Genomic DNA, 26,094 nt, shown 5'->3' on the forward strand with positions numbered 1-26,094 from the left:
ATTCTAATCTTAGGTACATGATTAAATTGATTGATTGTTACGGAATAGAATTCGTCAAAAAAGGAAAAAAACGTTACTTTTAATAATGGATAAGCTGATCTAAAATTTAAAATCCTTTTCCTTACTAATTCTATTACTCGCTAATATTGTATAAATTAAATAAGCAATAAAAATGATAATAAAAATAAGATTAATTTTTAACACAAAATAGAGATTTAACAAATTTGCGAACGCATGAAATAATAAACAGTAACCGACAGATTTTGTTTGACGGTAAAGAAGTCCTAAAACAAAACTTAAAAATAACGTATATATAAAAAATAAAATAAAAGGAAATCCTTGATGACTTTCTCCAACAATAAACCATAAAGGCAGATGCCATATCCCCCAAATTAATCCTACAATCAAATTAGATTGCCAATATGTATATTTTTTATCAAGTAAGGGTTGTAGTATACCTCTCCACCCTAATTCTTCATGTCCACCACCAAAAAAAATTAATTGAATAAAGAATAGTGGCATTAAATAAATGGATATTCCGTTTAATTCTAAGGAAGATACAGAAAATAGTATCAAAATTGCTAACAAATGAATAATGAAATAAATACTACTATTTTCTTTCTTACTAAATACAAAATGTTTAAATTTTATATTATTTCTTTTCAAATAAAAGCCACTTGCAATTGCTGGTCCAAGTGCACCTACTATGTGTAACATTCTCCCTATAATCGTTTCTAATCCCAAAATATGAGATTGAGTAAAGATGGCAAGAATCCCCCAAGCTATATAAGTAATTCCAAATGTAATATAAAGATAATTTTTTAAATTCCTTTTATCAATTTCTGTCATTTTATCTTCCTTATTTTGATTATTCTATGTATAATATTTTTTTCTGCTTCTTAGTTGCTCTCGATTATAACTACGTATATTCTATCACAAAAATGCAAAAAAAAGCCCTATAATCAAGGCTTTTCATTATTCATTTCGTCAATACTTTAGTTTCGTAGATTCAAATTCGCATGATTAAAACTAGTCAATTTTCTCTATGATATTTCCAAGTTTATCCAAGATAAGACAGGAATGATCATTTAGTGGAATTATGGGAACATTAACGAGTTCTTCAGCTCTATCCTTATTAGCTTTATCATTCCATGAATCATAATGGACACTAATTAAAAACTGACTAAAAACTCCCAAGCCATTTTTAATCTTTATCTGATGATCTGAATGATCATTAGGTGAGATATAGACCCTATTCTCCTAATAATAGGGCTCCTGCAGAAAACCCTATAACTTTTACCCCTTTATTAAGCATATGATCGATATAATTTTTGAACTCTTGATTGACATAAGTAGCTAGATACTTTTCTGTATTTCCACCACCGATGATAATGACATCAGCATCTATATAGCTATCAAAATCAATCTGCTCAGTGTCCAAGAGTAAGTAATCAGTGTTTAGGTTAGGAAAATGGCTTTGGAAAACTTCCGTGTACTTTTTCATATAGGGTTCCCAATTTTCTCGATAAACTGTAAAAATGATAATTCTTTCGATCTTCCTTAATGACACTATTTTTTTAACAATCGTTTGGTTCTTTATCGGCGGATTTCCACCCATCAAAAAAATTTGTTCGTCCAATCTTTCACACTTTCTAAAGATACATAAAGTTTAAACAAGTTTATTCACGTTTCGAAATTATAATTTTTTCTTAAAATGAATAATTCTATTTGCCTCCTGAAATCCAATATTAAGATGAAATCTTATAGAATCCGTATTCGTTAAAGTACAGTCACTTGCAAATTCCTTACATCCTTTTTTTTTCGCCCATTCCTCACATTTTGTACAGAGATTTTTAGCAATATCCTTTAAACGATATTCCTCGTCGACAATAATCCCTTCTAAGAATCCAACAGGACTATATCTACAACCTTCAACATAATCAAATCTGAGTGAACATAGTGCTAGACCTACAATTGTGTCACCTTCAACTTCAGTAAAGATTGCAGTATTTTTGCCATTCGTATATTTTTTTACTTCATCAATAGCTTCTTTATCGGTCAATTGGGGCCATAATTGTTTTATTAGTTTAGCCGTTTTTATAGAATCTTTTGTTATTCCATCCATATTGATGTTCCTCCGCAAATTATAAGCAAATGTTTCGAATCATGCTGTTACTTTGTTACTCATTGATTGATACCAATACCATCCCCTTCTACTTTTCGACTGTCTCATATCTGAAGAGTAGAGTCACACAATCAGCGGTTCGGACTTACCGTATCATTTCGTCGGTTTCCCTCCTCATTCTACGAGTCCTATCCCATGGGCGGAACATCTACTTCTACTTCGTTGATGCCACAACTCGTACAAGCAGTGATACCGCCTCAACATGTGGTAATATGCTGCTTTTATACTAATAAACAAAAGACAATGAAAATCATTTTAAAATGATACTGTGGAACGGAAAGATTTTCACCAGTTCCAAAAGAAACGACATTCATCACTCCACTTTAAATTATAATAGATAATTCTCTAACATAGATCATCTAATTAGCAAATCGTTACTTTCAATAATGGATATCCTGATCTAAATTTTAAAATGATGTTTCCTTACTAATTCTATTACTCGCCAATATTGTATAAATTAAATAAGCAATAAAAATGATAATAAAAATAACATAGCAGCCAGTCTTACAATTTACTACTTTTTATATGATAATTTACAAATGTCTTTCCAGCCACTCGATCTTTTTAAAATCCTTATTGTTATTGTGATCATTTCGATAGGAGTCTTGAGAAGAAGCTTTGTAAATACTCAGATACTGCTCCAGACTTGGAAGACGAAAAGCGATGCCTTCAATGTGAATAAGCTCTATATCCGATTCCGAAACTCCTGCAAAATCAAGTAAGGAATCGATACTTCCAAATTCAACACTCACTCTATCCTTTTGGAATTCATGCTCATGAATATCTATTAAGACGTAGCCTAAGTCTTTCATCACTTTCATTATCTTGTCCCATTCATAAATTCTGAGATGATCAGGTGCTTCCCAACCTCTAGGGTCACCAGGCACATGAATGTCAATGTCAGACGGCCCCCAATTTTCTTTCGTTCTAAACTCCAATCCCAAAGAACCCATCAGTGTCGGTGTAATTCCGACTCGATTTAAATGGAAACAAATGGTTTTAAATTCTTCAAATAAGAGACTCATGTTTACTCTAAACCTTTCATCTAAATGTTCGTTATTTCTACTTTATTACCTTGAACAAAATCATTTTCTAGAGTATATCCAGTTATTTTAGATACAAAGTCTTTTCCATCTTCTAAAGAATCAAACACGACTAAATCTTTAGAATAATCATTTTGGTACAATTCCAATAGATACATCTTTCATTCTTCCAATATTTGAAAAACTAACCAATATTTTAAGCAATTTACAATTAAATTATTTATCCTTAATATACGTATTTATCATATAACGAAGATAATTAAGTTTGGTTTATCCAGGATCTACATCTACAGAAGTTATTTTGTAACCATCATTATTGTATAAAAATTCTAATTGTAGGGTTAAATCTACTAATTCAGAATCGGAGGTCATCGCATATTCAACAACAAAGCCGGTTTGATCATTAAATTCATAAACTTGTAGTTGGGAGTACTCATAATTCGGATGGAAATTACATTCTACACCATATTCATCAATTTTATCAAAATCATTTAATTGTAATGAATCGTCAATATATTCAAGTAACTCTCTTACATCATCAACTTCTGAACCATCAACACAATCCATAATATCTCGATAGTTATTTTGATGAATTGCTCTTAAAATCTTTTTAAGTACTTCAATTACTTTTTCTTCATTTTGGTAGTTTTCTTTGTACTCAAAATCATCGAACATTCCCATGATAATAGTTCCTTTTTATTGTAGTTAATTTTAAATCTTATGAAGATTAAAAATGTTTTTCTAACAAACTTACACACTCGACGGTTCGGACTTACCGTATCATTTCGTCAGATTCCCTCCTCATTCTACGAGTCCTATCGCATGGGCAGATCATCTACTTCTACTTCGCTGATGCCTCAGCTCGTACAAGCAGTGATACTGCCTCAACATGCGCTGTTTTCTTTATTTGTACACTTTTTTTCGTCATCGGTTACGGCATTAAAACACAATTTATCATTATCTATTTTAGCATTCTTCCTTTTAGATTTGTAAGATTTTGCATCTTTAGTCGAAGAATCTCCTGTTTTAAAAATTATAGTCAACATTGCTGGATCAATTTCTCCATCAGAATTTATTCCGCCTACTATGATTTTTTCAACGATACTTTCAAAAATGTCCTTGTCAAACTCCTTCAAAGTCTTTTGTGAAGTTAAAATTTCTTTAAAATTTTCTAATCTACTTTTTATATCAACTTCTGATTTTAAAGTTACTTCTAAGTTTACTTTTTCTTCTAAAAGTTTTTCTTTCTCAATTTGTATTTGATTGAATTTATCTTCATATACAGAATCACTTATTTTTCCATCTAGATTCATTGAAACTAATTTTTCTTCTTTTTTGTACAACGAATTTAATTTACTTACTATCTTATTCAACTCCACTTTTAAGGTATCATCAGTAAGCTCTTCTTTTATAATTTCAAGAAAGTCTTCAGTTAGGTTATTATTTTCATAAAACAACTGTTGGTAGCTCTGTAAAAAAGCATTTTCTATTGCTTTTTCCTCTATCCCTTTACTATGAGTGCAATGCTTTTTACCTCTCTTTATAGATGTTGTACAGTGCCAAATAATCTTTTTGTACTCTGAACTAGAGTGCCAACTTCTTCTAGACAGAACAGTACCACAAAAACCACATTCTAATCTACTGCTAAAAGGGTACATTCTTGAATATCTTTCTCGTTTACCTTTTGTATTTGCTATGGTTTTTTTGTTTCCTGATCTCCGTAATCGAATTTCTTGCGCCTGTGTAAAAATTTCTGGACTAATTATTGCATCATGATTATTTTTAATGTAGTATTTATCTTCTTCACCAAAATTTATTAAACGTCTCTTACTAATGGGATCAACAGTGAAAGTTTTTCCCATTAGAATATCACCTTTATACTTCTCGTTTTTAATAATTCCTAAAACTGTTGTATCTTGCCAGTGATCAAGACCTCTCGGAGTTTTATAACCTAGTTCATCAAGTTCTCTAGCTATTGCCCTACCCCCAATACCATCAATGTATCGTTCAAAAATATAACGTACTATCTTGGCTTCTTTTTCATTTATTGATATCGACTTTGTATCTTGATTATAGTCATAACCAAGACAACCTTGAAAACCAATAAGTTCTCCACGTTGCATCTTCATTTTTAAACCCTTTTTAACATGGGCAGATGTATTTTCAACTTCCTGTTGAGCCACTGAACTTAATATCGTCAATAGTAACTCACCATCCATAGTTAAAGTATCAATATTTTCTTCTTCGAAAAATACACCAATTTGTTTATCTTTGAGCAAACGAACATATTTGAGAGTATCTAATGTATTTCTAGCAAAGCGAGCAATGGCTTTGGTAATAATATAGTCTATTTTTTCATCAAGGCAATCTGAAATCAATCTTTGAAAATCTTGTCTTTTTCCAACTTGAGTTCCTGAAATCCCTTCATCAGCATAAATGTCAACCAAAATCCAATCTTGGTGCTGTGATATATACTCTCTATAATGACGAACTTGAGAATCATAGCTATTTTTTTGATCATCACTATCGGAACTAACACGACAATATGCTGCTACTCTCCTCGATAAAGAACCACTATTATCATTTCTTCTAGTTACTAAAGGATTTGCTTTTATAATTTCAACGTTGTTTGACATGGCTTAACCTCCTATTTCTCTGCATTTATTTTACCGCAACAAATAAAAAAGGTCAGCTAATTTGTGTATATTTTACGCAGTTTCAGCTTTATTTTTTCATATTCTTTTTCGCTAATAAGTTTTTTTAAGAATAATAGATTTAGCATCTCTAGCTCGACTATATAATTTTTTAAATTTGATTTCAAAAAATCACTTCCCTTTTATCTTTTATCAATCTCCTCCATGGCATGACTGATGAAGTCATCATAAGAATTTCACTTGCTGTTATTTTACGTTGGCAGCCTGAACGGTCAGAAGTATCATTGTATATCATTTGTATCATGGCATATAAAGTATCGCTCTATTTTATTGATGGTTTTAAAATCGCTCTTATCATGGCGAGCCATTCAAATCTGCTCCACAAATGAGGAAAGTACCATTTTGGACTATTCAATTGTCAAAGAACAAATAAAAAATCTCCTCATTTTCACACTCTATGAAATTGAGGAGATTATTTTCTAAAGCGAATTTTATCAGGAAAATCTGTCAATCCCAATAGGTAGTCTGTACTGACATCGTAAAAGTTTGAGAGAGTTACCAATACATCTGCTGTTAACGTATGCTCACCCCGTTCAATTTTAGCATAAGCTGAGTTTGTAAACGAAAGTATTTCAGCTATTTGTTTTTGTGTCAAGTCGTGATCTTCCCTCAAATCTCTCAAACGTCTGTACATCTAGCTTTCTCCTAAGAAAAAGTATAGACCATAATTTTTAAATATTTAGTATATTGTCCAAATCGGACAACAGAATTTCCAAACCTATATATAGACTTATATTTTTATGTATTTTTCTTAAAAAAAAGAGTAAGTAATAATTGCTTTCTCAACTACACTCACTCGATTTTTGAATGCTATTTTGAATAGATCTCTTCAAAAAAGTTTTTTGTTATTATTTTGACAAATATTTACCATGATATTATAGGTGTAATGCGATAAAATTAGCTATCAAAATATTGGTATGTTCCACTCAAAAATTCATAAGTAAATAACTTTTTTGTAACATCACCAATCACGCATTTAATTGATTTTTGAACTTATAAAGGGACTATATATGTAGCCATAAAAATAGATAGTTTTCTCGTGATACCAAATACTTAACAGTCAGTAAAAGGTTACAATCACTATTAAAATTTTAAAACAACATAATATTTCCAAAGAAAAATAAATTTTTCCGAATTATTTATATGGTGTATCTAACAAGAGAAAAAAACGAAAATATAGTTCTCACTACTGATATTTTTCTATGCTCAGTTCGATTACTCTCTTACATAAATTACTAAAACCTATTCCATCTACTTCAGCCTCCTTGGGTAGCAAACTAGTCGGAGTCATACCAGGGATACTATTCGTTTCAATAAAATAAATTTTATCATTGGCATCGACAATGAAATCCGTCCTTGAATATACTTCAAATCCCATTAAATCATGAACTGTTTTAGCAGACTTTTTCAGTCGTTTGTTTAGCTCATCAGATATATTAGCAGGACAAATTTCCTTAACAATTCCAGGAGTATATTTTTTTTGATAATCATAAAAACCATTCTCAATTACAATCTCAATTGGTTCTAAAATTTTCTCACCAATAACTCCAATAGAAAACTCCCTTCCATTTATATATTCTTCGACATTGTAATTCTTCAAATCATACCGTTGTATTTCTTCTTTAGTTTTAATAATTCTAACTCCAATACTTGAACCACTATCATTCGGTTTTATTACTAACGGAAAAACAAACTCATTTTCATCCATATACTCATAGGGTACCTTAATTCCAACTGTACTCACAAGTCGCTTTGATAATTTCTTATCTAAACTTATAGCATTACTTTGATATCCATTACCAGTATAGTTTATATTATAAATATCTAGTAATGCCTGCAACTTCCCATTTTCACCAATTCCTCCATGTGTAGATAAAAAGACGATATCTGCTAATTTACAAATTTCAATAACTGAATCTGTTATTTCCAATTCTTGATCAATATCAAATTCCGATAACTTTCCTTCTTGATACAACTTATAGATTTGAGAAAAATTCTTTATGGCTTTATCACCAAAATTATATATTCCATTTAAATTTAGTCTTATTACATTATCAGTAGTTAGCGCCTCAGCAACTTGTTCTGAAGAAACTTCCGAAATTAACCGCTCAGGACTCCTACCACCATATAAAACTACAATATTCATTTGATTTACCTCAATAAAATTAAAAAACAGTAAAACTTATTATAAAGCATTACTACAATTTAAAAATATTTCATATGCGGGGTGAAGGACTTGAACCTCCAATAGACATTCAGTCGAACCTACCTGTATCATAGGCGCGTTTACCAATTTCGCCAACCCTGGATAAACTACTCATAAATTGATCATAGCATTATAATAAACTATTGTTAATAGTTTTTAGCAAATAATTGTGATATTTTTTTGAATTTATATCTTAGAATTGTCTTTTATAAAAGCTAATACCTAGATTATTCATAATTAAATAGGTATTTTTCATTCATCTTATTTATCTCCCCTTAATTTTTTTTCATAACTCTTTATAAGAATAACCAATAAACTACTTAGTAATCCCAAAATAACTAGACTTAATCTCGGGTTTAAAAGCCAATTAAAATAAGCAGCCAGTATCCCTCCAAAAGGAGCAAAAATGGTAGCTATTACAAAAGAGCTAGAAAGTATCTTTCCAATATTATACACAGTACTTTCTTGTTGCTGTATTGTTGTAATCGAAACAGAAGCTATTGTAATTAATCCACTCAAAATTGAATAACAAATTCCAAAAAATATCCAATTTTCTACTATTCCACTCGCCATAATGACAAGTGGGATAGTTGCCATTGATATATTCATCAAGATAAAGGCATCCTTCTTATTCAAAAAAGTAGAAAGAAAGGTTACTGCTATCAAACTTCCAAATCCAGCAATTGAGTAAACAATCCCAACAAGACTATTTGATAATTTTAATTGATCCTGTAAATAAAAAATAATCGTTGCATTGAAACCTAGCATAGCGATATTCACAACAATAGTAAAGAGTAAAGAAATCCTCAATTTAATATTTGTAAAGTTCTCTTTAAAACCTACAAAAATTTCTTTTATATCATCATTACCATTCTCCTTGTGTTCTTGATCTGGAATATATGAAATTAGTATTGAAAGAAATAATAACAAGTAAGAAGCACTATTAATAAAAAAAATGCTATTAATATTAAACTTTAACATTAGTACACCTGCTATAGCTGGAGAAATTAATTTTGAAATAGTTCGGACACCTTGAAACTGAGAATTATATTTTTGCAATTCTTCCTTCTCAAATAAGGCCGGAGTAATGACTGAGAATCCTGTTTGAAAAAGTGTCGAAAATAAAGGTATCAAAAATGCAATAACATAGTAAAAAAATATAGAAACTGAATATTTAGATAATATCGGTATTACACTACATAATAATGCAGGTATTAATGTAGACCATAATAGTATTTTTTTCTTATTGAAATTATCTAATAAGTAACCCATAACAAATCCCAAGAAGAATTGAGGTAGCAATTCAATAATCACCATTCCTCCCATTGCAAAAGACGAATGAAATTCTTGGTAAATTAAGATTGGAAAAGCAATTTTCTGAAATCTATCTCCAATATTTGATATAAATTCACCAAAAGTTATTGTATAAAACGTTTTCTTGTTTATATCCAAAATGTCCCTTCTTTCTAGTTAAACCACGATGAATATCACTTTTTATTAAAACGGTAAGGCTTATTACAAACCTCTTTGCAAAAGTTGATACCGCACTATTTTCACTTAAACCATACATAGTTTCTAACTCAATGAAATATACATCCTCGCCAGATACTCTAAAATCAAGATAACAAATACCGTCTATTTCATAATAATCCAAAATAAGTATTTAGTTATAACTAAACACTTACCTGTACAGGTAAGATTCAACCTCCAACTATAATGATAATATCCATAATCAATAACAATATTCATGTAAATTTTAAAAGTTTTTTCATACTGAACATCCCTTTATTATTTATTTATTGTATAATAAATAAATAATCTTTGAAATTTTGTTGGGAAAATGGGAAATATGAAATCAAAACTTGGTATAACACTCAGAAAAATTCGAAAAGGAAAGCAAATCAGTTTATGTTCAATTGCTGATAGTAATTTATCTAAATCTCAAATCTCTAGATTTGAACGGGGAGAATCAGAAATCTCTTGTATTCGACTAATCAATATTTTAGATAAATTACATATAACTTTGGATGAATTTATTATTCTTCATGACAATAATTCTACTAGAACTGGATCATTCGCTAACTTGGTGCAATATATCCGAAAACACTACTCCTCAAAAAATTTTGCTAGTATTATTGAATTACTATCAAACTCTTCAAGTTTTAACTTGGGTCCTTATGAAAAGACAATGGTAAAATCGATTCTCTATACCACAAATAAAAATTTTCTCCCCTCGGACGAGGAATTATTACAACTTACAGATTATCTTTTTAAAGTTGAAAACTGGGGTTACTATGAAATTATCTTATTAGGTAACTGTGTAAGAACAATTAATTATAACTCCTACTTCCTATTAACTATAGAAATGTTAAAAAATTATCTCTATTCAACTTTGAACAAGACAAATAAACGTCTTGTTACACAGTTAGCAATCAATTGCCTAATTGTTAGTATTGATAATGAAGAATTTCAAAATTGTAGTTTTCTAATCAAAGAAGTAAAAAAATTACTAAACAATGAATTGAACTATTATGAACAAACCGTCTTCTTATATACGTGTGGGTATTTTGAATTTAAGCGCAATCCTGCGAACGGAATCGAAAAGATGAAACAAGCACTTCAGGTGTTTGAAATTTTAGGAGAACATAATATAAAAGCACAGTATCAAGAGCACTATGACAAATATATTAATCAATAACATAAAGGTAGTTAATCTTTAACCACCATAGGATTAGTTCTTGTTATTCCAATAGTATTTCTATACTAAATTTTTTATCAAAATTCTTATCATTCAGTACTTTTACAAACATTTCTAGATTTTTTATTAAGCTTTCATACTCATAAAGATAATGATCTAGCTCCTCTTGAAACGCTCTTATTTCTTCGCTTACTTGTTCTACTGTAATTGATTCTGGCAAATTTAATTTTGAAAAGTCATATCTTGCAAGCTTTCGACTGCTCACATCCTCACTCTTCAAATTGATAAGCACTTCCGCCATCTTATTTAAGTTGGCGATTTTTTCATTAATTTGATTTAGTTTTATATCTATCTCTGCTATTTCTTTTACTAACTCATCTTTAATGTCTTGGTATTTCTTATCTGCTTCAGTTAATTCAATGAAGAGGTTAATCTCAGTAATCTTTTCCTGTAGACTCTTAACTGTAAATCTTCTGTATGGTATTACTCGACTATCGTTGGTTAGCTGTCTTATCAATATTCGTCCTTTGACATACTGATTCTTATCCGAATGTTCTTTGTTATAAACAAAGTATGAGGTTGTCTCACGTATAAAAATTTTATATTTTGTCTGATTCTCTTCTTCCAGAATATCTAATTGATAATTGGGAATCATAACCACCCGTCAAACGGGTGGTTGTACTAGGGCTATAAGCCCAAATTACCAGTCAGCGCCTAAAGACGCTGGCTTTCACTTCGTTCAAGCCTTATTGCTCTTGACTCGTCACTTGCCTCTCAAAGAGGCGTTAGTATTACTTACCACTATCCCTAAAGGCATCCTTCTTATTCAAAAAGTAGAAAGAAGGGTTACTGCTATCAAACTTTCAAATTCAGCAATTGAGTAAACAATCCCAACAAGACTATTTGATAATTTCAATTACGTCCATTTTTTTCTCTCATTAATTGGACATAGCCCTTTGTTTCTATTTTTGAATTTAAAAACGAGAACTCTTCGCACATTTTCTCATAAAAATTATGATAATCTTCTTTTGAAAAATCTCCTAAAATCTCTATCTCAAGATAAAATCCAAGACTATCAATCTTATCTAGATTAATCGTTTTATTTTCTAATGCATCATGATAAGTCTTTCTATGTTTACTTATTGTGAAAATATTTGAAAAACCATCTTGCAAGATATTCCTTACAAATTCTAATTTTTCAGATTCCAACTCTATTTCACTTTCACTCCACATTCCTTGTTTTATCGTATCTTTTCTTGTGAAAACACTTGCTCTATTATCATCTTCTTGGCGAATTCTGTAGATAAAGCTTCCTACCTCATCATTTTCAAATTCTCTTCCTTTTGTTTTAAAATATTCATCAACTTGCTTATTTTCACTCTTAAATTTATAAGATTTTTCTAAATATGAAATAGCATTATTATAATCTCTCTCATCGTTGAGTTCAAATCTAACTTCTAATTCATTCATTAATTTTACCTCTCAATTCTTTAAAGGTTGAAGTCTCTTTACATTCACTCAGTCTATAGTAAGTTTTTGGTGATCTTTTATAGACACAAAACCTAATATTTTCTTGCACTCATTTTAACACTTCAATATAATACTGTCAACATTTTTGATAATATTTTTTTATTTATTTTTATTAAATACATATTTGTATTATTTTGGGTTGAAAAAACGATGCTTAATTGAACATCGTCTTTACTATTCTGTTATATCTGCAATGTAATGCTCAATTTTAAGAGCCATTGACATATTTCCCTCAAGCTTATATAGAAAATAAGCCGTTTCAAAGTACTCTTTTACTGCAACTTTAGAAGAAAAATTCTTGCTGACATTTCCCATCAATAAATATAAATCAGCCAAAAGATACGTTGTTCTATACGTCTTACATTGCTTTATCGTATCTGTGATTTTAGTAATAGCCTCTTCAGTATTATTCTGCAACCATAGATAGCGACAAACATTATAATTAAATTTAATAGAAAGGTTTAATTCTTCGATTGTGTTTAACTTGAGTTGATTTACTTGATACTCTAACTTTTCTCTAATTTCATTAAAACTCTCTAAATCTTCAATATCATAATAAAAATTGAATAGAGTATTTGCAACTTGAAGGTAGGTCAAGTCAGTTACACTTAACTGAGACAGTACCTTCTCCAATCTTGCCACAGCCTCCTCTTTTTGCCCATAGAAATAAAAATCTATAAGAGATTTTATCCACTCCATATAAAATTTATTTACTAGAGACAAGCGATGTACCTTTACACTCTCTAATTCATATATATATTTCAAAGATTCATAATTTCGATTTGTGATAAATGTCTGGGCTAACTTCTTAAACTCTGATAGCTCATCAATCTCCTCTCCAATCTGCTCATTAAAAAAATAATCTATACTAACTTTTAACTTCTTAGACAGAGCATATAAAAATTCTGCTCCTGGAGTAAATTCTCCATTCTCTAATCGACTAATCTGTCCCTGTTTACATATCCCCTCAGCCAATTCTCTCTGAGACATTTTTAATTCTTTTCGTCTATTTTTTAATCTTGTTGCTAATAGTGTGCCCACGTTTGCATTTTCCTTTTCTATTCGATTTCAATTTCAATTGTAACATGATTAAATTTTAAATACAAATTAATAAACCAAAAGATACAAATTATATATAAACAATTACTAGATAAGTTATTTTTGAAAACCTATCCCTTCTTCTTTTGAAATTTTCTTACTCAAACGATTGATAAACTTATTCACTTTAAATACGATATTCTCATATCTATCGCTCTCTAATTCTATCTGGATACCTAATTCATTCAATTCCTTCTCAACAACATCAATGCCAATTTTATCAGTTATATTCAATTTTGAAAGATTCAATTTCATTTTTTGCTTATTTTCAACTGAAGCCAGTAAATATTCTGCTACTTGATTTAAGGTTGTCACTCGTTCTTGCAAAGCATTGATTCTCAATTCTGAAGCTGCTAATTCATGAATTAAATCATCTTTAATTGTAATATAAGAGTGCTTATCCATATCCAGCTCAAGTAAAGTATACACTTCCTCAATCTTCTCTTTAATCATATCGACTGTCGTTTTTCTGCGGAATGGAATCGTTTGATTTTCAGAGCTAAACTGTCTAATCAAGGTTCGGCCTTTCATATAACGATTTTTATCGGCAGCATCTTTGTGATAAATGTAGTAGGAACTGGTTTCCCTGATGAAAACTTTCACCTTGTCCTCCTCCATATCGAGCTCCATGTTAGGCAAAAAGATAAGCCCTTCCTGACGAATACCAAACTTGACCTTTATGTAAATACCATCATCCACTACTTTTTCGATTTGATTGAGTGACAACTCTACCTCAAATTCATGAACAGCATCTCTGTTTCTCCTAAACTCTTGATAAGATTCCCAAAACTTCTCCTCGCTTGGGAGTTCTTTTTCTTTGGAGAATCTCTCTTCTTGATAAATTTGAACTAAATCCTTAAGTTCTGGAACTTTCAATTCTTTTCTCTTTTCAAAATAATCTTTGAAAAACTCTACATCATATAATTTTTTCTGGTCTAGTTCTGTCTCTTTCACTTTTACTCCTGCAAATTGAAAAGAAACATGTTTTTGCTTAGGATTGATATTTAATCCAAATAGTTTTGCTTTTTTTACCAGATTTTCTAAGTTATCAACCTTGGGTAAAAGAAATTCCATAAGCTCTTCCATTTTCCTTTTGGCAAAGTAATTCTTGAAAAATTCTTCTGTGTAAGCTTGCTTGCGATTGAGTTTATTACCACGCACAACTTGTCTCATAGTTGAGTCCGTCATAAAAAAGGTGGCATGCTTGTGACTGAAATCTATCTTCACATGTAGTAATGGAGCGTTCTTTTTGAAATCCTCTAAATCGGTAGAATTTTCCATCAAAAAATAGAGTCGTTGCTTAAGTTCATATTTGTGATTAGTCTTACGATAAAATTTATACTGCTGGTGAGAATAGCGATTCTCGATAATTTTTGCACCTGCAATTTTAGAAAATCTATCTGAAATCATGCGAAGATTTCGTTCGACTTTATAATTCCACTTTAGTTTTTTGTCCGAATTGTTATCAACCGAATTAACAATGATATGATTATGGAGGTGATTTTTATCAACGTGAGTCGCAACGATAAAACGAAATTTACCACCAGTTAACTCCTTCATTGTCTCATAGCCAATCTGATTGATTTGTTCAGGAGTGAGATGATCTTCGGGTGAAAAGGACTGAATGATATGGTGAGCATGAATTAGTCGTTGATTTCCCTCATGCCTGTCGTGGCGAAAATCGTAAAGCGTATCATTACTGATAAAATTTTCATGATACATATGCACCATCTCTTCATAGCTAGGAAAATCCAGAAAATTCCTCATACCATAGTCCGATACCAATGCAAGATTCTTGGTCTTCTCAGGATTGAGAATATACTTGATGATTTTTTTGCGATAACTCTTTCCATGAACGGCAAAATGTCTAGTGATGACCATGAAACTCCCTCAACTTTTTAGCTTGAATACTAAACTCTTTCTCTACCTCTCTTATCAATTCGGAGATTCCTTTTTTCAAGTTCTGCAATTCATCATTTGAAATTAACTGAGATTGGTTTACACTTCGGGCAATCTGGTTAATATTGTTGCCAATTCTCTTCAACTCAAACACCAAATCTTGATAACCAGTTGTATCAATGGTGATGAAATTCATACCAGGGTCAAGTAGGGTTCGTCGAGCATATTCTGAAAAAGATTGACAACCGCTTTGGTCGATACAATGTTTCAACTGACCCAATTCGCTATCAGATAGGAAAACTTTCTTTAGATTGGTTCGGTAACGATTTTCCATGTGCCTACCTCATGTATTTTTTACGGAAGTCTTGACTAAGAGGAATGGAGTTCCCTATTTCTTGTATCAATTCCTGAACGCAGGTTAAGAGAATGGATACATGTTCTTGGGTGACTTGATGTTCTGCCCTTGATAATATTAAAATCTCATAAACATCACGACTGATTTGTTCTAGCTTTTGAGATTGCCAGAAAGTGAACCACTTTTCAGCAGTCATTTCTAACTCGTCCTCCAGTAACTTGTTTCTGGCAAATGAAGAAAAGTGTTCAAATCCTTTATTTTTCATCATTACGTCAATCATTTCTAATTCATTTGAGGACAAATTAACCTCTTTGCGAATGTCTCTGTATTGTTCTGGCATACTACTTCCTCACTTTTATCTATTGTTGGATAATTTCCGACCCCGTGTCAACCACGGGAAACTTATAAAAACAAAATCTACCGTCTTGTAAGGCTTTGCGAGCTCAGATATTGTGTCCACAATATCCCAAAAATCATATCGCCAGCCGACCAAAACCTTCTAGTTTTGACAGCCAACGATAAGATAACTTGGTGGCTTTGCCCCCAAACCCCCAGAGAAAATCACAATTTGATTTTCTTAGGAATGATATTAGGATAACAAGGATGATTTGGAAAAGTTATCACAAAAATTGAAAATGGGAGTAAGAAAAAGAGAGCTAAATGCTCTCGAAGAAAATTATTATCCTTGTAATTCACGCACATTTTTATACTGGATATCAGGTTGAGGATTTGAATTAGCAAATTTATATCCCATAAATAACGCATTTTGATCATTATAAGTTGATAAAATAATTTGATATTTTTCAATAATACCATGACGTAAAATCTCAATAAATGATAGTACATTCATCGCATCCATATCCTGAATAGGGTCATCTATCATTAAGAAATTCAAATTATCAGATAGCTTGAACATAGTATTCAGAGATAAAGTAAATGCAAGCGACACAACAGCTAACTGCCCCGTACTTAGCTGATTCATTACATCATGATCATTTTTAGTGTCGGATTTAAATCTAATAATTGCTACCGTTTCATTATCACTACTCGTAGTTTTCTTGTACGTTAAGAAAATCCCCATACCTTGTTGATAATTTTGCAACATTTTTGCTGAGTATATGAAGAATGGGATGCGTAGTTGTTTAACAATGCCTATTTTGAACTTTTTCACCTCTTCTTTATATATAGTATGAATTTCTTTTAACCGTTCTGCAGTTTTTTCCAATATTTTTATTCGACGTGATAAGTCTTGGAACTGTTGATTTTGAACTAGTTTATACTGCTTATCTATATAGAGTTTCTTCTCCTCTAGATCTCCAATACGAATATCCTCTAATACTTCCACTTTACTTTGAAAATATGTAGGAAATATATTCTCAGCATCTGCTATCAAATTCTCATTAATGGCATACTTTTCGTCAATTGCTAAGTGGATAGCCTGTTTTAATTCATGCAATCGACTATTAATCATCGCCATATTTATCTTCGAATATGAACTTGATTCTAATTGGTATGTTTCAAACTGCAATTCAGGAAATTTTTCTCTTAAGTCGCCCAGTTGTCCCTTTATATTTTCCAGACTATTAATATCTAAAACCCTATAAACATCATCATCAACTACCAATTTAGATCGAAACTCTTGTAAGCTAGATTGATACTGATGATTATAGTTATCAAATTCTAAATTCTCCAGTTGATAAGGTTCCATATTAGTATACGACTGAATAAAAGTTTTAAAATCCTCAAGATATTTAGAATAACTTTGGTACGAACCGCTCAATTCTTGTAATCTATCTAATAGTTTTTTATCTATGTTGGTAGTAAGACTGTTTATTTCATCAGTGATTTTTTGCTTCACTTGTTGGATTCTTGAATTCAATGATAATTGAACTTCTTGTAATCGCTGACTATCTCTAGATGAAATTTCAGTCAGGTAATCTGTATAATTATTATAAGAACTCTTCAAGTCAACGAAAGAATCAAACTGATTGTTACAAAATGGACATTTATCTTCATCAACATGATTATGTTGTCTTAGCTCATCAAATTTTTCACCAAATTTTCTCCGTAACTGTCGTAAATCACTTAAATTTTTATCTGCTTGTCCAACACTTTCTCTTACCGTCTGGTAGCTTGTTAATTGAACTTTAAGTGATTCAAAATCATTTGATAACCTATCATTTTGAACATACTGAAAAGTCTGCACTGTCATTTGATTAATATCAGTAGATAGATTCTCCCAGTATTGATTTAATTGTTGTTTTCGCCTATATTCATGAGTGATAGTCTCAAATGTTTGAAGGTAATTTTCTAAAAGTACGTATTCAAAGAATATCGGATTCTCTAAAGTGTATTTTTCCCACTGCCATTGATAATTAGGTCTTTGAACAAGTGGAGACAAAATAGCAAATCGTAAAGCGCTGTCAATTGTATTGATTTCTTTCTTTCGCTTTTCTCTCTCCAACTTTCGTTGATATTCAGAAATAGAAAAACTCTGTTTAAATTCAATAATCTTTTGAATGGTAACTTTAAAATCATCTAACTGACTGAGGTTGTCTACAGAAAACGGACTTTCTTTATCAAACTGAAAGACCTGTTGATTAAACAACCTTTGATAGGAGATGTTATCCAGTTCTTGCTGGGTAAGTTTCTCTTGTTGATCAGTAAGATATTTCAAATTATCGCTAATATCTTTATTTACTTTTTCAATCTTACCTATTCTATCTTCTATCTCATCAGTTTTTACCAAAAATGAGAGATCGTTACTTCTATCTTTCTCAGATTTTTTCAAGAAAAATGTCGTTTCTTCTTGTTGAATATAGTTAAACAGATTAAAAATCTTAGCAAGTTTATATTCCCCATTAATTTCTAAAAAATTATCAATTGTAGTCTGGTCTATTTCAGACAATTTAATATCATTATCTACTCTACTAAAATTTTCATCAGTTGCTTCCTCCTGCCGAAACAACTTAAACTGACCGATAGACCTCTTCGGAGCGTATAAAATTCCACCGTCTGGCCTATTATTTATCAACTTTCGAACAAGAACCAACTGATTACCATTTGACTTTTCCAACCATAATTTTATAATCACTGGGTCAGAAATATCATTTTGGAAGAAAGGTTTATTATACTTGATATTTTCTCCAGTCACTGGAATATTTTGATTGATTCGAGAAATATCACCTGTTAAACCTAGCTCTATTGCATCAAAAATAGTCGTCTTTCCAAATCCGTTTGGTCCAACTAAGAAAGTTATGTTATCGCTAAAATCAATAACCGTTTCATGTCTAAAATTCTTAAAATTATAAAGTAAAATCTTCTTGATTTTCACAAGTTCCATCCTCCAAAATTTGTTGTAAACTATCTATTATGGCAGTATCTTCAAGTTGTGAACCAATCTTATCACTATTAAACAACTCTAAAATCTGAGTTACTTGTTTTTCCTGCTGAAGTAATTCTGCGGTTTTGATTCTTGATTCTATTCTATCTTCAATTGTTTCAAAGTGGTCATTGGAATGAGGGAGAGAAATAAATGGTAATTTGATAATCAATTGCATAGCAATAAAATAAGCATCATCAAAAAACATATTTTTCTCATACTTATCGAACAAACTTTCTTCATCTGATTCATCGCTATTGGCTTGAATGTATTGAAGTAAAGAGTCAGCATGAGACTTAAGCTCAATAAGACCTTCTTCGGTATAAAAAATAACATACTTCCTGAAATAGTATTCGTCCTCTTCGATTCTCATTGCTATATTCTTAAACCGTTCATATTCTTCAAGATTCTCAAATTTTACAGTCACAAATAAAGAGGTATTCTTTTTCACCTTATTATCTTGAATTTTTTCAAACTCTGAAATTAGCTGATTCGTCTTTTGACAAGTAAAAAAATTTTTTGTTTCATCAAGACTTGATTGCAACTCTTCTACATCATAGTCTTGAATCATAAAAAATTCATTGTTATTATTCCACAATTCAATACTTTCACCAATATGCTGATAGTCATGCTTTTCTAAAATTTCTTTCATAAAGTTATTCATCTAAATCCTTATCCCCCTTCAATTTTTGAACAGTTTTCTTATAGTCAATATATTCCAAATTAATCGAAAATATATTATCCCACGCTTCCCCCTGTAACCCAGACCTTAATTTTTCTATCCCTTCTTCATGAATAGGTTGCTCTTCCAAAAATTTTTTACCATCAATATTCATATTAATTAAATAATCTGTATCAAAACTAGCTCTTATAAATCCTATATTTTTCATAATATCATTTCTTACTTCACCAGCTGCAGCTTCCGGCGCATTAATCAAACTTAACCTAAATGAGTCCTGATTTATTTGATATTGCAAATTATCTAATATAAATTTTTCTTTTTTATACCATCTAAAAAAATTATATAAAATATATTTAATACTATATCTATTAACCAAATTATCCAGATTGTTCATTTTTTTTAGATCTAAAATTTTCCCATCAGGATTTAAGTCAATTAATAGATTTTTAAAATCATCATCAGCTAAGTTTAGAATTGCATTTATAATTGTATTATCAACATCATTATCAAAATTTTCATTCCAATAAAGTGCAAAGAGATTTTTTGCTCTCCTTATCGACTGTCTTTGTCGCCTATTATTTGAAGAAATTATTTTGAATAACTCTTTGAAATATATTACAGGATAAACTCCACTTCCAACACTATGCGCTCTACTAATTCGTCTTGAAATTAAATCTTTAATTTCAAAAAGTGTCTCCTCAATATGCTCTAAATCACTCACCAATGGATTACCTGAATCTCTCAAAATCTCTTGAATATCATTTTTACAAAAATTATCAACAGGAGTATAGATACTACTATCTAATTCACAAAAGCTTCTGTTATCTGGATAAACATATAATTTAACTTTACTCTTGTTAGGTACATACTTAGCACCACTGTAGCTTTCTGTAAAAGTTTTCTTATCCATGTCCCAGCCATTAACTTGACAGATAACATGTAAAAATCTATCTTGATTTGTTGTCCCATTGATTTGGTATCCTGAGGGGCATTGTTCAGAATTTACCGATCTAACATTAGCATAATCATTCGGATATTTTCCGTCCTTTTTCGCTTTGACCTGATGCCTTGATACGACAGCTGTAGAGTTGCAAATATCAACGTCTTCTCCTCCATTTTTTTCGAATATTAATTTATATTTTGAATAATCCCCTTTTGACATAATTAACTTTTTAAGCTCACGAATAGCTAAAAAAATTCCAACTTTTCCTTGGTGATTATAGCCACTCCAACTAGATACTGCATTTCTTCGATCAAGTTTCATTAATTTTTACCCCTCTCATATAACTCTCTCAACCGTGCTTCCTCTATTTTCATCATCTCCTTCTCAACCTTACTCCATTTCCCAAAGAGGTATTCTTGTAGCACTTCTACCGTGGAGCCTTCATCAGTTTCAGAATCATAGATACAAGTTCTATCTCTTTGATAAATCTGAATCTGGTTAAAGAGTTTATCGCTTTCAAGCTCATTTAGGTTATCAACCAAGTTCTCTACAATCCCATCATGGTGTTCTTTTGGGGTTGCTCTGGCCTGAGTCGGATCTATGGCATAAAGCTCTTCGTAACGAATCAAGGTACTGAGATAGGACAGTTCTGGTTTAGTACCAATAATAGCTAAGGAAACTTGGTAGCCTTTTGATGCTAATAATTGAGCAGTTTTTCTTGGAACTTGAGTGGTACGCAAAGTCCCTTCAATTAACAAATGGTAGCCTTGCGTGCTGAGTTCGTCAACCAGATGCTCTACCATTTTTCCTGCAAATCCCTTGGTATAGTCCACGCTGTCCTTGCCATACTTTTCTTGCAGTGCTAAGTAATTGGGTTGTTGAGAACGGTAGCTGTCACCATCGATGATAATGATATTACCTTGAAATTCCTTTTGCTTGATACGATGTATCACTGTCTTACCTGCTCCGCTTTGCCCACCAAGTAAGATAGCTTTCGGTTTATCTGGAATCGTCTTTCCTCGGGTTAAGGCCCTAATGGTTCGCTGTAAGACCTTCTGAAAGTCAGTCTCACTAAATTCTTCCAATCTCATTAGGCTACCACCCGATTTTCAGATATCTCTAACATGCGTTCAATTCCATCCAAATAGCCGCTATATCTCTCTATTTCATCAAAAGTTTCTACTAAATAGATATTCGTATGAATTAAGTCAGATAGATCATCACTCATTAAAATCCAAGGATTAGATTCATCATCAATGCTAATTCCCTGACTATCTTGATAACGATAGAGTCGAGATAATAGATTAGCACCTCTTTCTTTCACAATTTCAATTTTTAAAGTCAATTCATAATCTTCAACAGGATTGAGCATTTTATCTTCTCCTACAATATCGACATAAGATACATTAAACTTCTGACAAATGATGTCTATTAATTCGGTAGAGACTGAACTCGTTCCATTTTCATAACGACTCAGACTATTTCGTGAAATACCTACAATCCGTGCAAATTCGTGTTGTGTTAAGTCATGTGTTTTACGTAAGGATTTTATGTTTTTTCCAATCATGGCAAACTCCTTTTATTTGATACCACCATTATAACATTTAGAGAAAACAAATGCACCATTTTTGGTGCATTTTTGGTGCGTTATTGATTGTTTTTCCTAAATCTCTCTAAATTCTTCTCCAATTGTTCCTTATGAAGTTGATTCTTAGCTTCTTTTAATGTGTCGTCCAAAGTTTCTTCTCTGTAAGTTGCTTCTGTTTTTAGTTGTTCTGATCCTTGATCTGGAGTGAAAATGATATCTAACAGTCGGTCTATTTTTTCAAGATCTTGGACAGACATATCAGATAGTCTATGAATTAGCTTCTTAAATACATCACTATTGTCTTGGTTTTTCTTAAAAAATGTTGTAAACATCTATAACCTCTCAAAAAAAGCAGCCTATCAGGACTGCTTAGTGTAATTCCGAAATCGCATCATAAATTGACTGCAATTTCTTATTATCTTTATTCTTTGTGTCAATCAACGTATGTAGCTCTTCAATTTTCTTTTGACTACTTTCTATATCGCTATTGTTATCCGCAATAAGTCTTTTAAGATGTTGCTGATAACTTGTAGTGATATCTGTCTCTTTTCCTGTTCTAACCTCTGTAACTTTAGGTTTAGAACTAGAATTTGATTCCGTCACAGGTGCTTGTTTGCGCTTTTGAAAAGCTGCTTCATAATTTACATCATTACCTCCTTGATGATTTCCAAATAAGGCCGCAATTTTATCTGGATCTTCTTGATTTTCTGATTTACTTTCTAATGGTTGATTAAAATTCCAATCTTTTGTCATTCACTCATTTCATCCTTTCTAAATTCAGAATCATCGAATTGTCTTTCTTTACCAAAGGCATGGTCAAGAGCTTCTTCAAAACTCATGTGACTGATGCTTTGACGCCTTTTGAACGTCGCAAACATCGCTGTCTCCAGTTGTTCTTTGTAAGCAGCTAGTTTTTCTGTCTCTCTTGCTACCTTACTTTCTTGCCTAGTGACCTTTTCTTCTAAGCGTTCAATAATGGTCATATACGATCCTCCTTCTTTCTAATAATAGCTAAAACATCTTGATTTTGTTATCACAGTTCTAAACATTGAGATAATTGTCTTACTGGTGGATTTCCAAATGTCTCTTTTACAGTTTCAAGCTTAAATTGAAAATCTGATTTCTTTTCTCTAAGAATATCGTTCCAGTCTATTTTTTCTTTCTCAGATTCATTATTAGGTAAATCCAGTAAAACAGGAAATCCTGATTGAGATAACTTATCAGAAAAATCTTTACCTGCATCATCACAATCTACCGCAAGTGTCAATAAATCAGGATGATTATCGAAATAGGTGCTGGTATCACGAATTGTATTGATCAAATGCAATAACTTTGAAGGTGTTACTGTATCTAAAAATTCCAACTTCTGATTTTCTTCAGCTATTAGTCGTAAAGTTTGATAAGCAACAACAGACCTTTTTAATCCTTCCATAGATACCAAACGAACATCAGTTAGACTTTGTTGATGAAGTTCGTAATAGCTCATCAAGTCGATGAACGATTCACAAAAGACCAATCTATTTGGTTTACCAATGTCAAAGGATATTCCAACATGTCCATGGCTTCCTTTTAGAATCGTTTTTAACCTTTCTCTAGGAAGAGAGTGATTCTTATAAATTCCTTGTAAGCTTGCTGCCTGCAGTTTGTGACGATGATCAAAATTTTTAAAAACAATAACAGGTTCAACAGTTTCATTTGTTTTCCAACTGGCTTGTGCTATCAAACCTTGTTGAATCATCTTTTGTACGATTTCTTCTGAGATTCCTCTACATTCTGTTAAATAATATATAGCCAGACTACAGCTAGAATCTTCTATTCTCTTTAAAGGATAATAAAATGGTCTCTCTCTATTTTCTTGAACAGCTTCTTTTTGAAAAGGTTCTTCAGAAAGAAAAGTTAGAGCTTCTTTAAAGGAAGTTCCCTTAACAAGTCGAACAAAATCAATGACATCACCTTGAATATCTCTTGAAAACCATTTAAAAGTATTGGTATTCGAAAAAATTCGGAATGAATCGTGTTCAGGATGTTCATAGACACTGCTAGAAACTTGTTTAAAGGAGATACCCAAACGACTTGCTACATCAAGAATTGAAATTTGCTTACATTCTTCTATTTCCATGCAATATCATCATTTTGTCGTAGTATTTGGCAGTGATGGTATTGATGATGATTCTTCTAGAGTTTTGGGAGTGGTCTTATCTAAATCATCTAACCCAGATTTCCAAACCTGTACTTGATTGACCAATAACTTACCAGGTAGTTTAGAATAGGACAATTTAACCGTTCTGGTTTCTGTCTGATTGGTCTTTGATTGGTTGGCATTCTTTAAATCAGATACATAGGTTACATTATAAGAGACCATGGCAATAGCTTGATTCGTAGTCTGATTGACAAAGATATCTGCTTTTTCAAAATGATAATCCAAAATATAATCCTTATACACTTGGTTCATGGCATCATTTTGACTTGTCAATTCTTGAGAATAAGCCGATTCAGTCATATAAGGTTGAATACGTGCATTATTTTCTCCGAGCTTTTCTTTCGTATAGTACTGAGTCAAAAATTCTTTTACAGTATCCGATGACAAAATGCTAGCTTTATCTTCTGCTTGTTTATCCTCTACAAGTTTAGCTGCAGCCAATTCAATCTCTTTACGACTTTGTTTAGCAGTCGAATGTTGACCAGCAGTATATCCCATCATGAGAATAAAACTAGTTGCAGCCACTGCTCCAACACTAATTAAGGCTTTAGTTTTGACTTTATTTAACATCTTAGACCTTCTTTCTATAAAAACTAGGTCAAGAATAACAAAAAGAACTTGTAAGTTTTATCACACCACAACGAAAGGTGATTCCTACATTTCAGGAGCAAAATCGTACAGTTCAGAGAAAAAAATAAAACTAGCTGTCTTTGGAGTATAATAGACTTATTGGAAAAAAATAAAATGCATACTGTACTATGCTATACTATAGTTAAGAAAACAATTTACAAAAGATCATGCAACTAACTTCTGAGAACTTTAAATTATTTATTAGTGTAAAAAAGGACACCTTCCCAACGAAGATATCCTGTCTAAATAAAGCTTATAAAGCCAAACACTATAAAGGAGGACGTCCAAAAACGCTAAGTCTATAAAAACAGTTGATGCTAAACTTGCGTTATTTATTCTATTGACCAACTCTACGTCTCCTAGCTTTTGATTTTGGTCTTGGATTAGCGACAGTCACCGAACGATAATATTGGTAGAAGATACTCTTCGTTCTTCAGGTCTATTTGCCTTAGACAACTTAAAAGCAGCAAGTGTCACTATAGCTATTGATGTCACAGAAAGTCCTATTTCAATGTCCTAAAAGAAACCAAAGTAAGAATTATCCTGGAAAAAGATATACACCATAAAGACACAATCATAATCGATTTAACGACACTTCGTGCCTGTCAATTAGTTTTTTGAGATGGTCATACACATTATTTTACTCTTTTTAAAGAAAGTATAGGTCAAGTTTGTCAGAGCAATTACTTGTTTTTGTTATTTAGATACTATGAATATTCATGAGATATCTTTTTTCCTTTAAAAAGTTCTAAAAAGCATGTATCGACTGTAGAGGATAAGAAGTTTAATAGAGATAGTTGTAATACGTATTAAAATTGAGCGTTTAAATGCTAAGTTTAAAACTTTTCAATTTGTGGAATCATCAACTATGAGTTAAAATAATTTACGAACAGAGGCTTTCCAAAAAACTTGATGTCATACGTTTTATTGTAGAAATATTT

At 31.4% G+C, this 26,094-nt stretch carries 24 protein-coding genes and 2 pseudogenes; 1 reads left to right on the forward strand and 25 read right to left on the reverse strand.

Going from position 1 to position 26,094, the window contains the following annotated elements; translation table 11 throughout:
- Positions 1-99: 99 nt before the first annotated feature.
- From ADF75_RS02920 to ADF75_RS02965, 9 genes and pseudogenes are all read right to left on the reverse strand, one after another.
- Positions 100-849 (reverse strand): CPBP family intramembrane glutamic endopeptidase, encoded by a 750-nt coding sequence (locus ADF75_RS02920; protein ID WP_048789073.1) that lies wholly within the window; start codon positions 847-849, stop codon positions 100-102.
- 180 nt (positions 850-1,029) lie between these two features.
- Positions 1,030-1,639 (reverse strand): annotated as a pseudogene (locus tag ADF75_RS02925) (Type 1 glutamine amidotransferase-like domain-containing protein).
- A gap of 57 nt (positions 1,640-1,696) precedes the next feature.
- Positions 1,697-2,125 (reverse strand): aminoglycoside 6'-N-acetyltransferase, encoded by a 429-nt coding sequence (gene aac(6') / locus ADF75_RS02930; protein ID WP_048789074.1) that lies wholly within the window; start codon positions 2,123-2,125, stop codon positions 1,697-1,699.
- A gap of 593 nt (positions 2,126-2,718) precedes the next feature.
- Positions 2,719-3,210 carry a phosphoribosylanthranilate isomerase gene (locus ADF75_RS02935; protein ID WP_048789075.1) on the reverse strand — a complete coding sequence of 164 codons (492 nt, stop codon included), beginning with the start codon at positions 3,208-3,210 and terminating at the stop codon, positions 2,719-2,721.
- Positions 3,211-3,498: 288 nt separating this feature from the next.
- Complete coding sequence (locus ADF75_RS02940) at positions 3,499-3,909, reverse strand: DUF7668 domain-containing protein (RefSeq protein ID WP_048789076.1); 411 nt, start codon at positions 3,907-3,909, stop codon at positions 3,499-3,501.
- A 203-nt stretch (positions 3,910-4,112) separates the two neighbouring features.
- Positions 4,113-5,864, reverse strand: coding sequence for a recombinase family protein (locus ADF75_RS02945; RefSeq protein ID WP_048789077.1), 1,752 nt, complete (start codon positions 5,862-5,864; stop codon positions 4,113-4,115).
- Positions 5,865-6,354: 490 nt separating this feature from the next.
- Positions 6,355-6,576, reverse strand: a complete 222-nt coding sequence (locus tag ADF75_RS02950; protein ID WP_048789078.1) for a helix-turn-helix domain-containing protein — start codon at positions 6,574-6,576, stop codon at positions 6,355-6,357.
- 552 nt (positions 6,577-7,128) lie between these two features.
- Positions 7,129-8,088, reverse strand: a complete 960-nt coding sequence (locus ADF75_RS02955) for a D-alanine--D-alanine ligase family protein (protein WP_048789079.1) — start codon at positions 8,086-8,088, stop codon at positions 7,129-7,131.
- A gap of 321 nt (positions 8,089-8,409) precedes the next feature.
- Positions 8,410-9,600 (reverse strand): MFS transporter, encoded by a 1,191-nt coding sequence (locus ADF75_RS02965; protein ID WP_048789080.1) that lies wholly within the window; start codon positions 9,598-9,600, stop codon positions 8,410-8,412.
- A 397-nt stretch (positions 9,601-9,997) separates the two neighbouring features.
- On the opposite strand from ADF75_RS02965, the gene ADF75_RS02970 reads away from it, so the two are divergent.
- Positions 9,998-10,846, forward strand: a complete 849-nt coding sequence (locus ADF75_RS02970) for a helix-turn-helix domain-containing protein (protein WP_048789081.1) — start codon at positions 9,998-10,000, stop codon at positions 10,844-10,846.
- Between the two features lie 43 nt (positions 10,847-10,889).
- Here ADF75_RS02970 and ADF75_RS02975 read toward each other — a convergent pair.
- The 16 genes and pseudogenes from ADF75_RS02975 to ADF75_RS03050 form a co-directional block, all read right to left on the reverse strand.
- Positions 10,890-11,507: pseudogene (locus ADF75_RS02975) on the reverse strand (helical hairpin domain-containing protein); the annotation flags it as partial.
- A 251-nt stretch (positions 11,508-11,758) separates the two neighbouring features.
- On the reverse strand, positions 11,759-12,316 hold the full coding sequence (locus ADF75_RS02980; protein ID WP_048789082.1) for a CYTH domain-containing protein: 558 nt from the start codon (positions 12,314-12,316) through the stop codon (positions 11,759-11,761).
- Positions 12,317-12,550: 234 nt separating this feature from the next.
- Positions 12,551-13,417, reverse strand: a complete 867-nt coding sequence (locus ADF75_RS02985) for a helix-turn-helix domain-containing protein (RefSeq protein ID WP_048789083.1) — start codon at positions 13,415-13,417, stop codon at positions 12,551-12,553.
- A 114-nt stretch (positions 13,418-13,531) separates the two neighbouring features.
- The gene (locus ADF75_RS02990) at positions 13,532-15,355 is read right to left on the reverse strand and encodes an SAG1250 family conjugative relaxase (RefSeq protein WP_048789084.1); all 1,824 of its coding nucleotides are present in this window, start codon (positions 15,353-15,355) and stop codon (positions 13,532-13,534) included.
- Entirely contained in the window at positions 15,342-15,707 is a 366-nt protein-coding gene (locus tag ADF75_RS02995; RefSeq protein ID WP_048789085.1) for a MobC family plasmid mobilization relaxosome protein, read from the reverse strand. The genes ADF75_RS02990 and ADF75_RS02995 overlap by 14 nt, the downstream gene beginning before the upstream one ends.
- Positions 15,708-15,711: 4 nt before the next feature.
- The gene (locus tag ADF75_RS03000) at positions 15,712-16,068 is read right to left on the reverse strand and encodes an SAG1252 family conjugative relaxosome accessory protein (protein WP_048789086.1); all 357 of its coding nucleotides are present in this window, start codon (positions 16,066-16,068) and stop codon (positions 15,712-15,714) included.
- Between the two features lie 339 nt (positions 16,069-16,407).
- Positions 16,408-19,062, reverse strand: coding sequence for an AAA family ATPase (locus tag ADF75_RS03005; RefSeq protein WP_048789209.1), 2,655 nt, complete (start codon positions 19,060-19,062; stop codon positions 16,408-16,410).
- Complete coding sequence (locus ADF75_RS03010) at positions 19,034-19,762, reverse strand: ABC-three component system middle component 1 (protein WP_239665200.1); 729 nt, start codon at positions 19,760-19,762, stop codon at positions 19,034-19,036. Before ADF75_RS03010 ends, ADF75_RS03005 begins: the two co-directional genes overlap by 29 nt.
- 4 nt (positions 19,763-19,766) lie before the next feature.
- Complete coding sequence (locus ADF75_RS03015) at positions 19,767-21,056, reverse strand: ABC-three component system protein (protein ID WP_048789088.1); 1,290 nt, start codon at positions 21,054-21,056, stop codon at positions 19,767-19,769.
- Positions 21,056-21,826 carry a type II toxin-antitoxin system toxin PezT gene (gene pezT / locus ADF75_RS03020; protein ID WP_048789089.1) on the reverse strand — a complete coding sequence of 257 codons (771 nt, stop codon included), beginning with the start codon at positions 21,824-21,826 and terminating at the stop codon, positions 21,056-21,058. Before pezT ends, ADF75_RS03015 begins: the two co-directional genes overlap by 1 nt.
- Positions 21,826-22,302 carry a type II toxin-antitoxin system antitoxin PezA gene (gene pezA, locus ADF75_RS03025; RefSeq protein WP_048789090.1) on the reverse strand — a complete coding sequence of 159 codons (477 nt, stop codon included), beginning with the start codon at positions 22,300-22,302 and terminating at the stop codon, positions 21,826-21,828. Before pezA ends, pezT begins: the two co-directional genes overlap by 1 nt.
- 80 nt (positions 22,303-22,382) lie before the next feature.
- Positions 22,383-22,655: a hypothetical protein gene (locus ADF75_RS03030; RefSeq protein ID WP_048789091.1), complete on the reverse strand. Its 273-nt coding sequence runs from the start codon at positions 22,653-22,655 to the stop codon at positions 22,383-22,385.
- Positions 22,656-22,692: 37 nt separating this feature from the next.
- Entirely contained in the window at positions 22,693-23,076 is a 384-nt protein-coding gene (locus ADF75_RS03035) for a DUF5945 family protein (RefSeq protein ID WP_001845547.1), read from the reverse strand.
- Positions 23,073-23,306, reverse strand: a complete 234-nt coding sequence (locus ADF75_RS03040; RefSeq protein ID WP_000152419.1) for a DUF5965 family protein — start codon at positions 23,304-23,306, stop codon at positions 23,073-23,075. Before ADF75_RS03040 ends, ADF75_RS03035 begins: the two co-directional genes overlap by 4 nt.
- A 50-nt stretch (positions 23,307-23,356) precedes the next feature.
- Positions 23,357-24,442 (reverse strand): toprim domain-containing protein, encoded by a 1,086-nt coding sequence (locus tag ADF75_RS03045; protein WP_048789092.1) that lies wholly within the window; start codon positions 24,440-24,442, stop codon positions 23,357-23,359.
- A gap of 9 nt (positions 24,443-24,451) precedes the next feature.
- Positions 24,452-25,093 carry a hypothetical protein gene (locus tag ADF75_RS03050; RefSeq protein ID WP_048789093.1) on the reverse strand — a complete coding sequence of 214 codons (642 nt, stop codon included), beginning with the start codon at positions 25,091-25,093 and terminating at the stop codon, positions 24,452-24,454.
- Positions 25,094-26,094 lie beyond the last annotated feature (1,001 nt).

Origin of the sequence: Streptococcus sp. 1171_SSPC (assembly GCF_001069335.1) — a bacterium.
Classification (GTDB): Bacteria; Bacillota; Bacilli; order Lactobacillales; family Streptococcaceae; genus Streptococcus; species Streptococcus xiaochunlingii.

Excerpts from the sequence above, each read along its gene's own strand:
- ADF75_RS02920 (WP_048789073.1), bottom strand. The coding sequence starts at position 849 with ATGACAGAAATTGATAAAAGGAATTTAAAAAATTATCTTTATATTACA.
- ADF75_RS02935 (WP_048789075.1), bottom strand. The coding sequence starts at position 3,210 with ATGAGTCTCTTATTTGAAGAATTTAAAACCATTTGTTTCCATTTAAAT.
- ADF75_RS02940 (WP_048789076.1), bottom strand. The coding sequence starts at position 3,909 with ATGGGAATGTTCGATGATTTTGAGTACAAAGAAAACTACCAAAATGAA.
- ADF75_RS02945 (WP_048789077.1), bottom strand. The coding sequence starts at position 5,864 with ATGTCAAACAACGTTGAAATTATAAAAGCAAATCCTTTAGTAACTAGA.
- ADF75_RS02950 (WP_048789078.1), bottom strand. The coding sequence starts at position 6,576 with ATGTACAGACGTTTGAGAGATTTGAGGGAAGATCACGACTTGACACAA.
- ADF75_RS02955 (WP_048789079.1), bottom strand. The coding sequence starts at position 8,088 with ATGAATATTGTAGTTTTATATGGTGGTAGGAGTCCTGAGCGGTTAATT.
- ADF75_RS02970 (WP_048789081.1), top strand. The coding sequence starts at position 9,998 with ATGAAATCAAAACTTGGTATAACACTCAGAAAAATTCGAAAAGGAAAG.
- ADF75_RS02980 (WP_048789082.1), bottom strand. The coding sequence starts at position 12,316 with ATGAATGAATTAGAAGTTAGATTTGAACTCAACGATGAGAGAGATTAT.
- ADF75_RS02990 (WP_048789084.1), bottom strand. The coding sequence starts at position 15,355 with ATGGTCATCACTAGACATTTTGCCGTTCATGGAAAGAGTTATCGCAAA.
- ADF75_RS02995 (WP_048789085.1), bottom strand. The coding sequence starts at position 15,707 with ATGGAAAATCGTTACCGAACCAATCTAAAGAAAGTTTTCCTATCTGAT.
- ADF75_RS03000 (WP_048789086.1), bottom strand. The coding sequence starts at position 16,068 with ATGCCAGAACAATACAGAGACATTCGCAAAGAGGTTAATTTGTCCTCA.
- ADF75_RS03010 (WP_239665200.1), bottom strand. The coding sequence starts at position 19,762 with ATGAAAGAAATTTTAGAAAAGCATGACTATCAGCATATTGGTGAAAGT.
- ADF75_RS03015 (WP_048789088.1), bottom strand. The coding sequence starts at position 21,056 with ATGAAACTTGATCGAAGAAATGCAGTATCTAGTTGGAGTGGCTATAAT.
- pezT (WP_048789089.1), bottom strand. The coding sequence starts at position 21,826 with ATGAGATTGGAAGAATTTAGTGAGACTGACTTTCAGAAGGTCTTACAG.
- pezA (WP_048789090.1), bottom strand. The coding sequence starts at position 22,302 with ATGATTGGAAAAAACATAAAATCCTTACGTAAAACACATGACTTAACA.
- ADF75_RS03030 (WP_048789091.1), bottom strand. The coding sequence starts at position 22,655 with ATGTTTACAACATTTTTTAAGAAAAACCAAGACAATAGTGATGTATTT.
- ADF75_RS03035 (WP_001845547.1), bottom strand. The coding sequence starts at position 23,076 with ATGACAAAAGATTGGAATTTTAATCAACCATTAGAAAGTAAATCAGAA.
- ADF75_RS03040 (WP_000152419.1), bottom strand. The coding sequence starts at position 23,306 with ATGACCATTATTGAACGCTTAGAAGAAAAGGTCACTAGGCAAGAAAGT.
- ADF75_RS03045 (WP_048789092.1), bottom strand. The coding sequence starts at position 24,442 with ATGGAAATAGAAGAATGTAAGCAAATTTCAATTCTTGATGTAGCAAGT.
- ADF75_RS03050 (WP_048789093.1), bottom strand. The coding sequence starts at position 25,093 with ATGTTAAATAAAGTCAAAACTAAAGCCTTAATTAGTGTTGGAGCAGTG.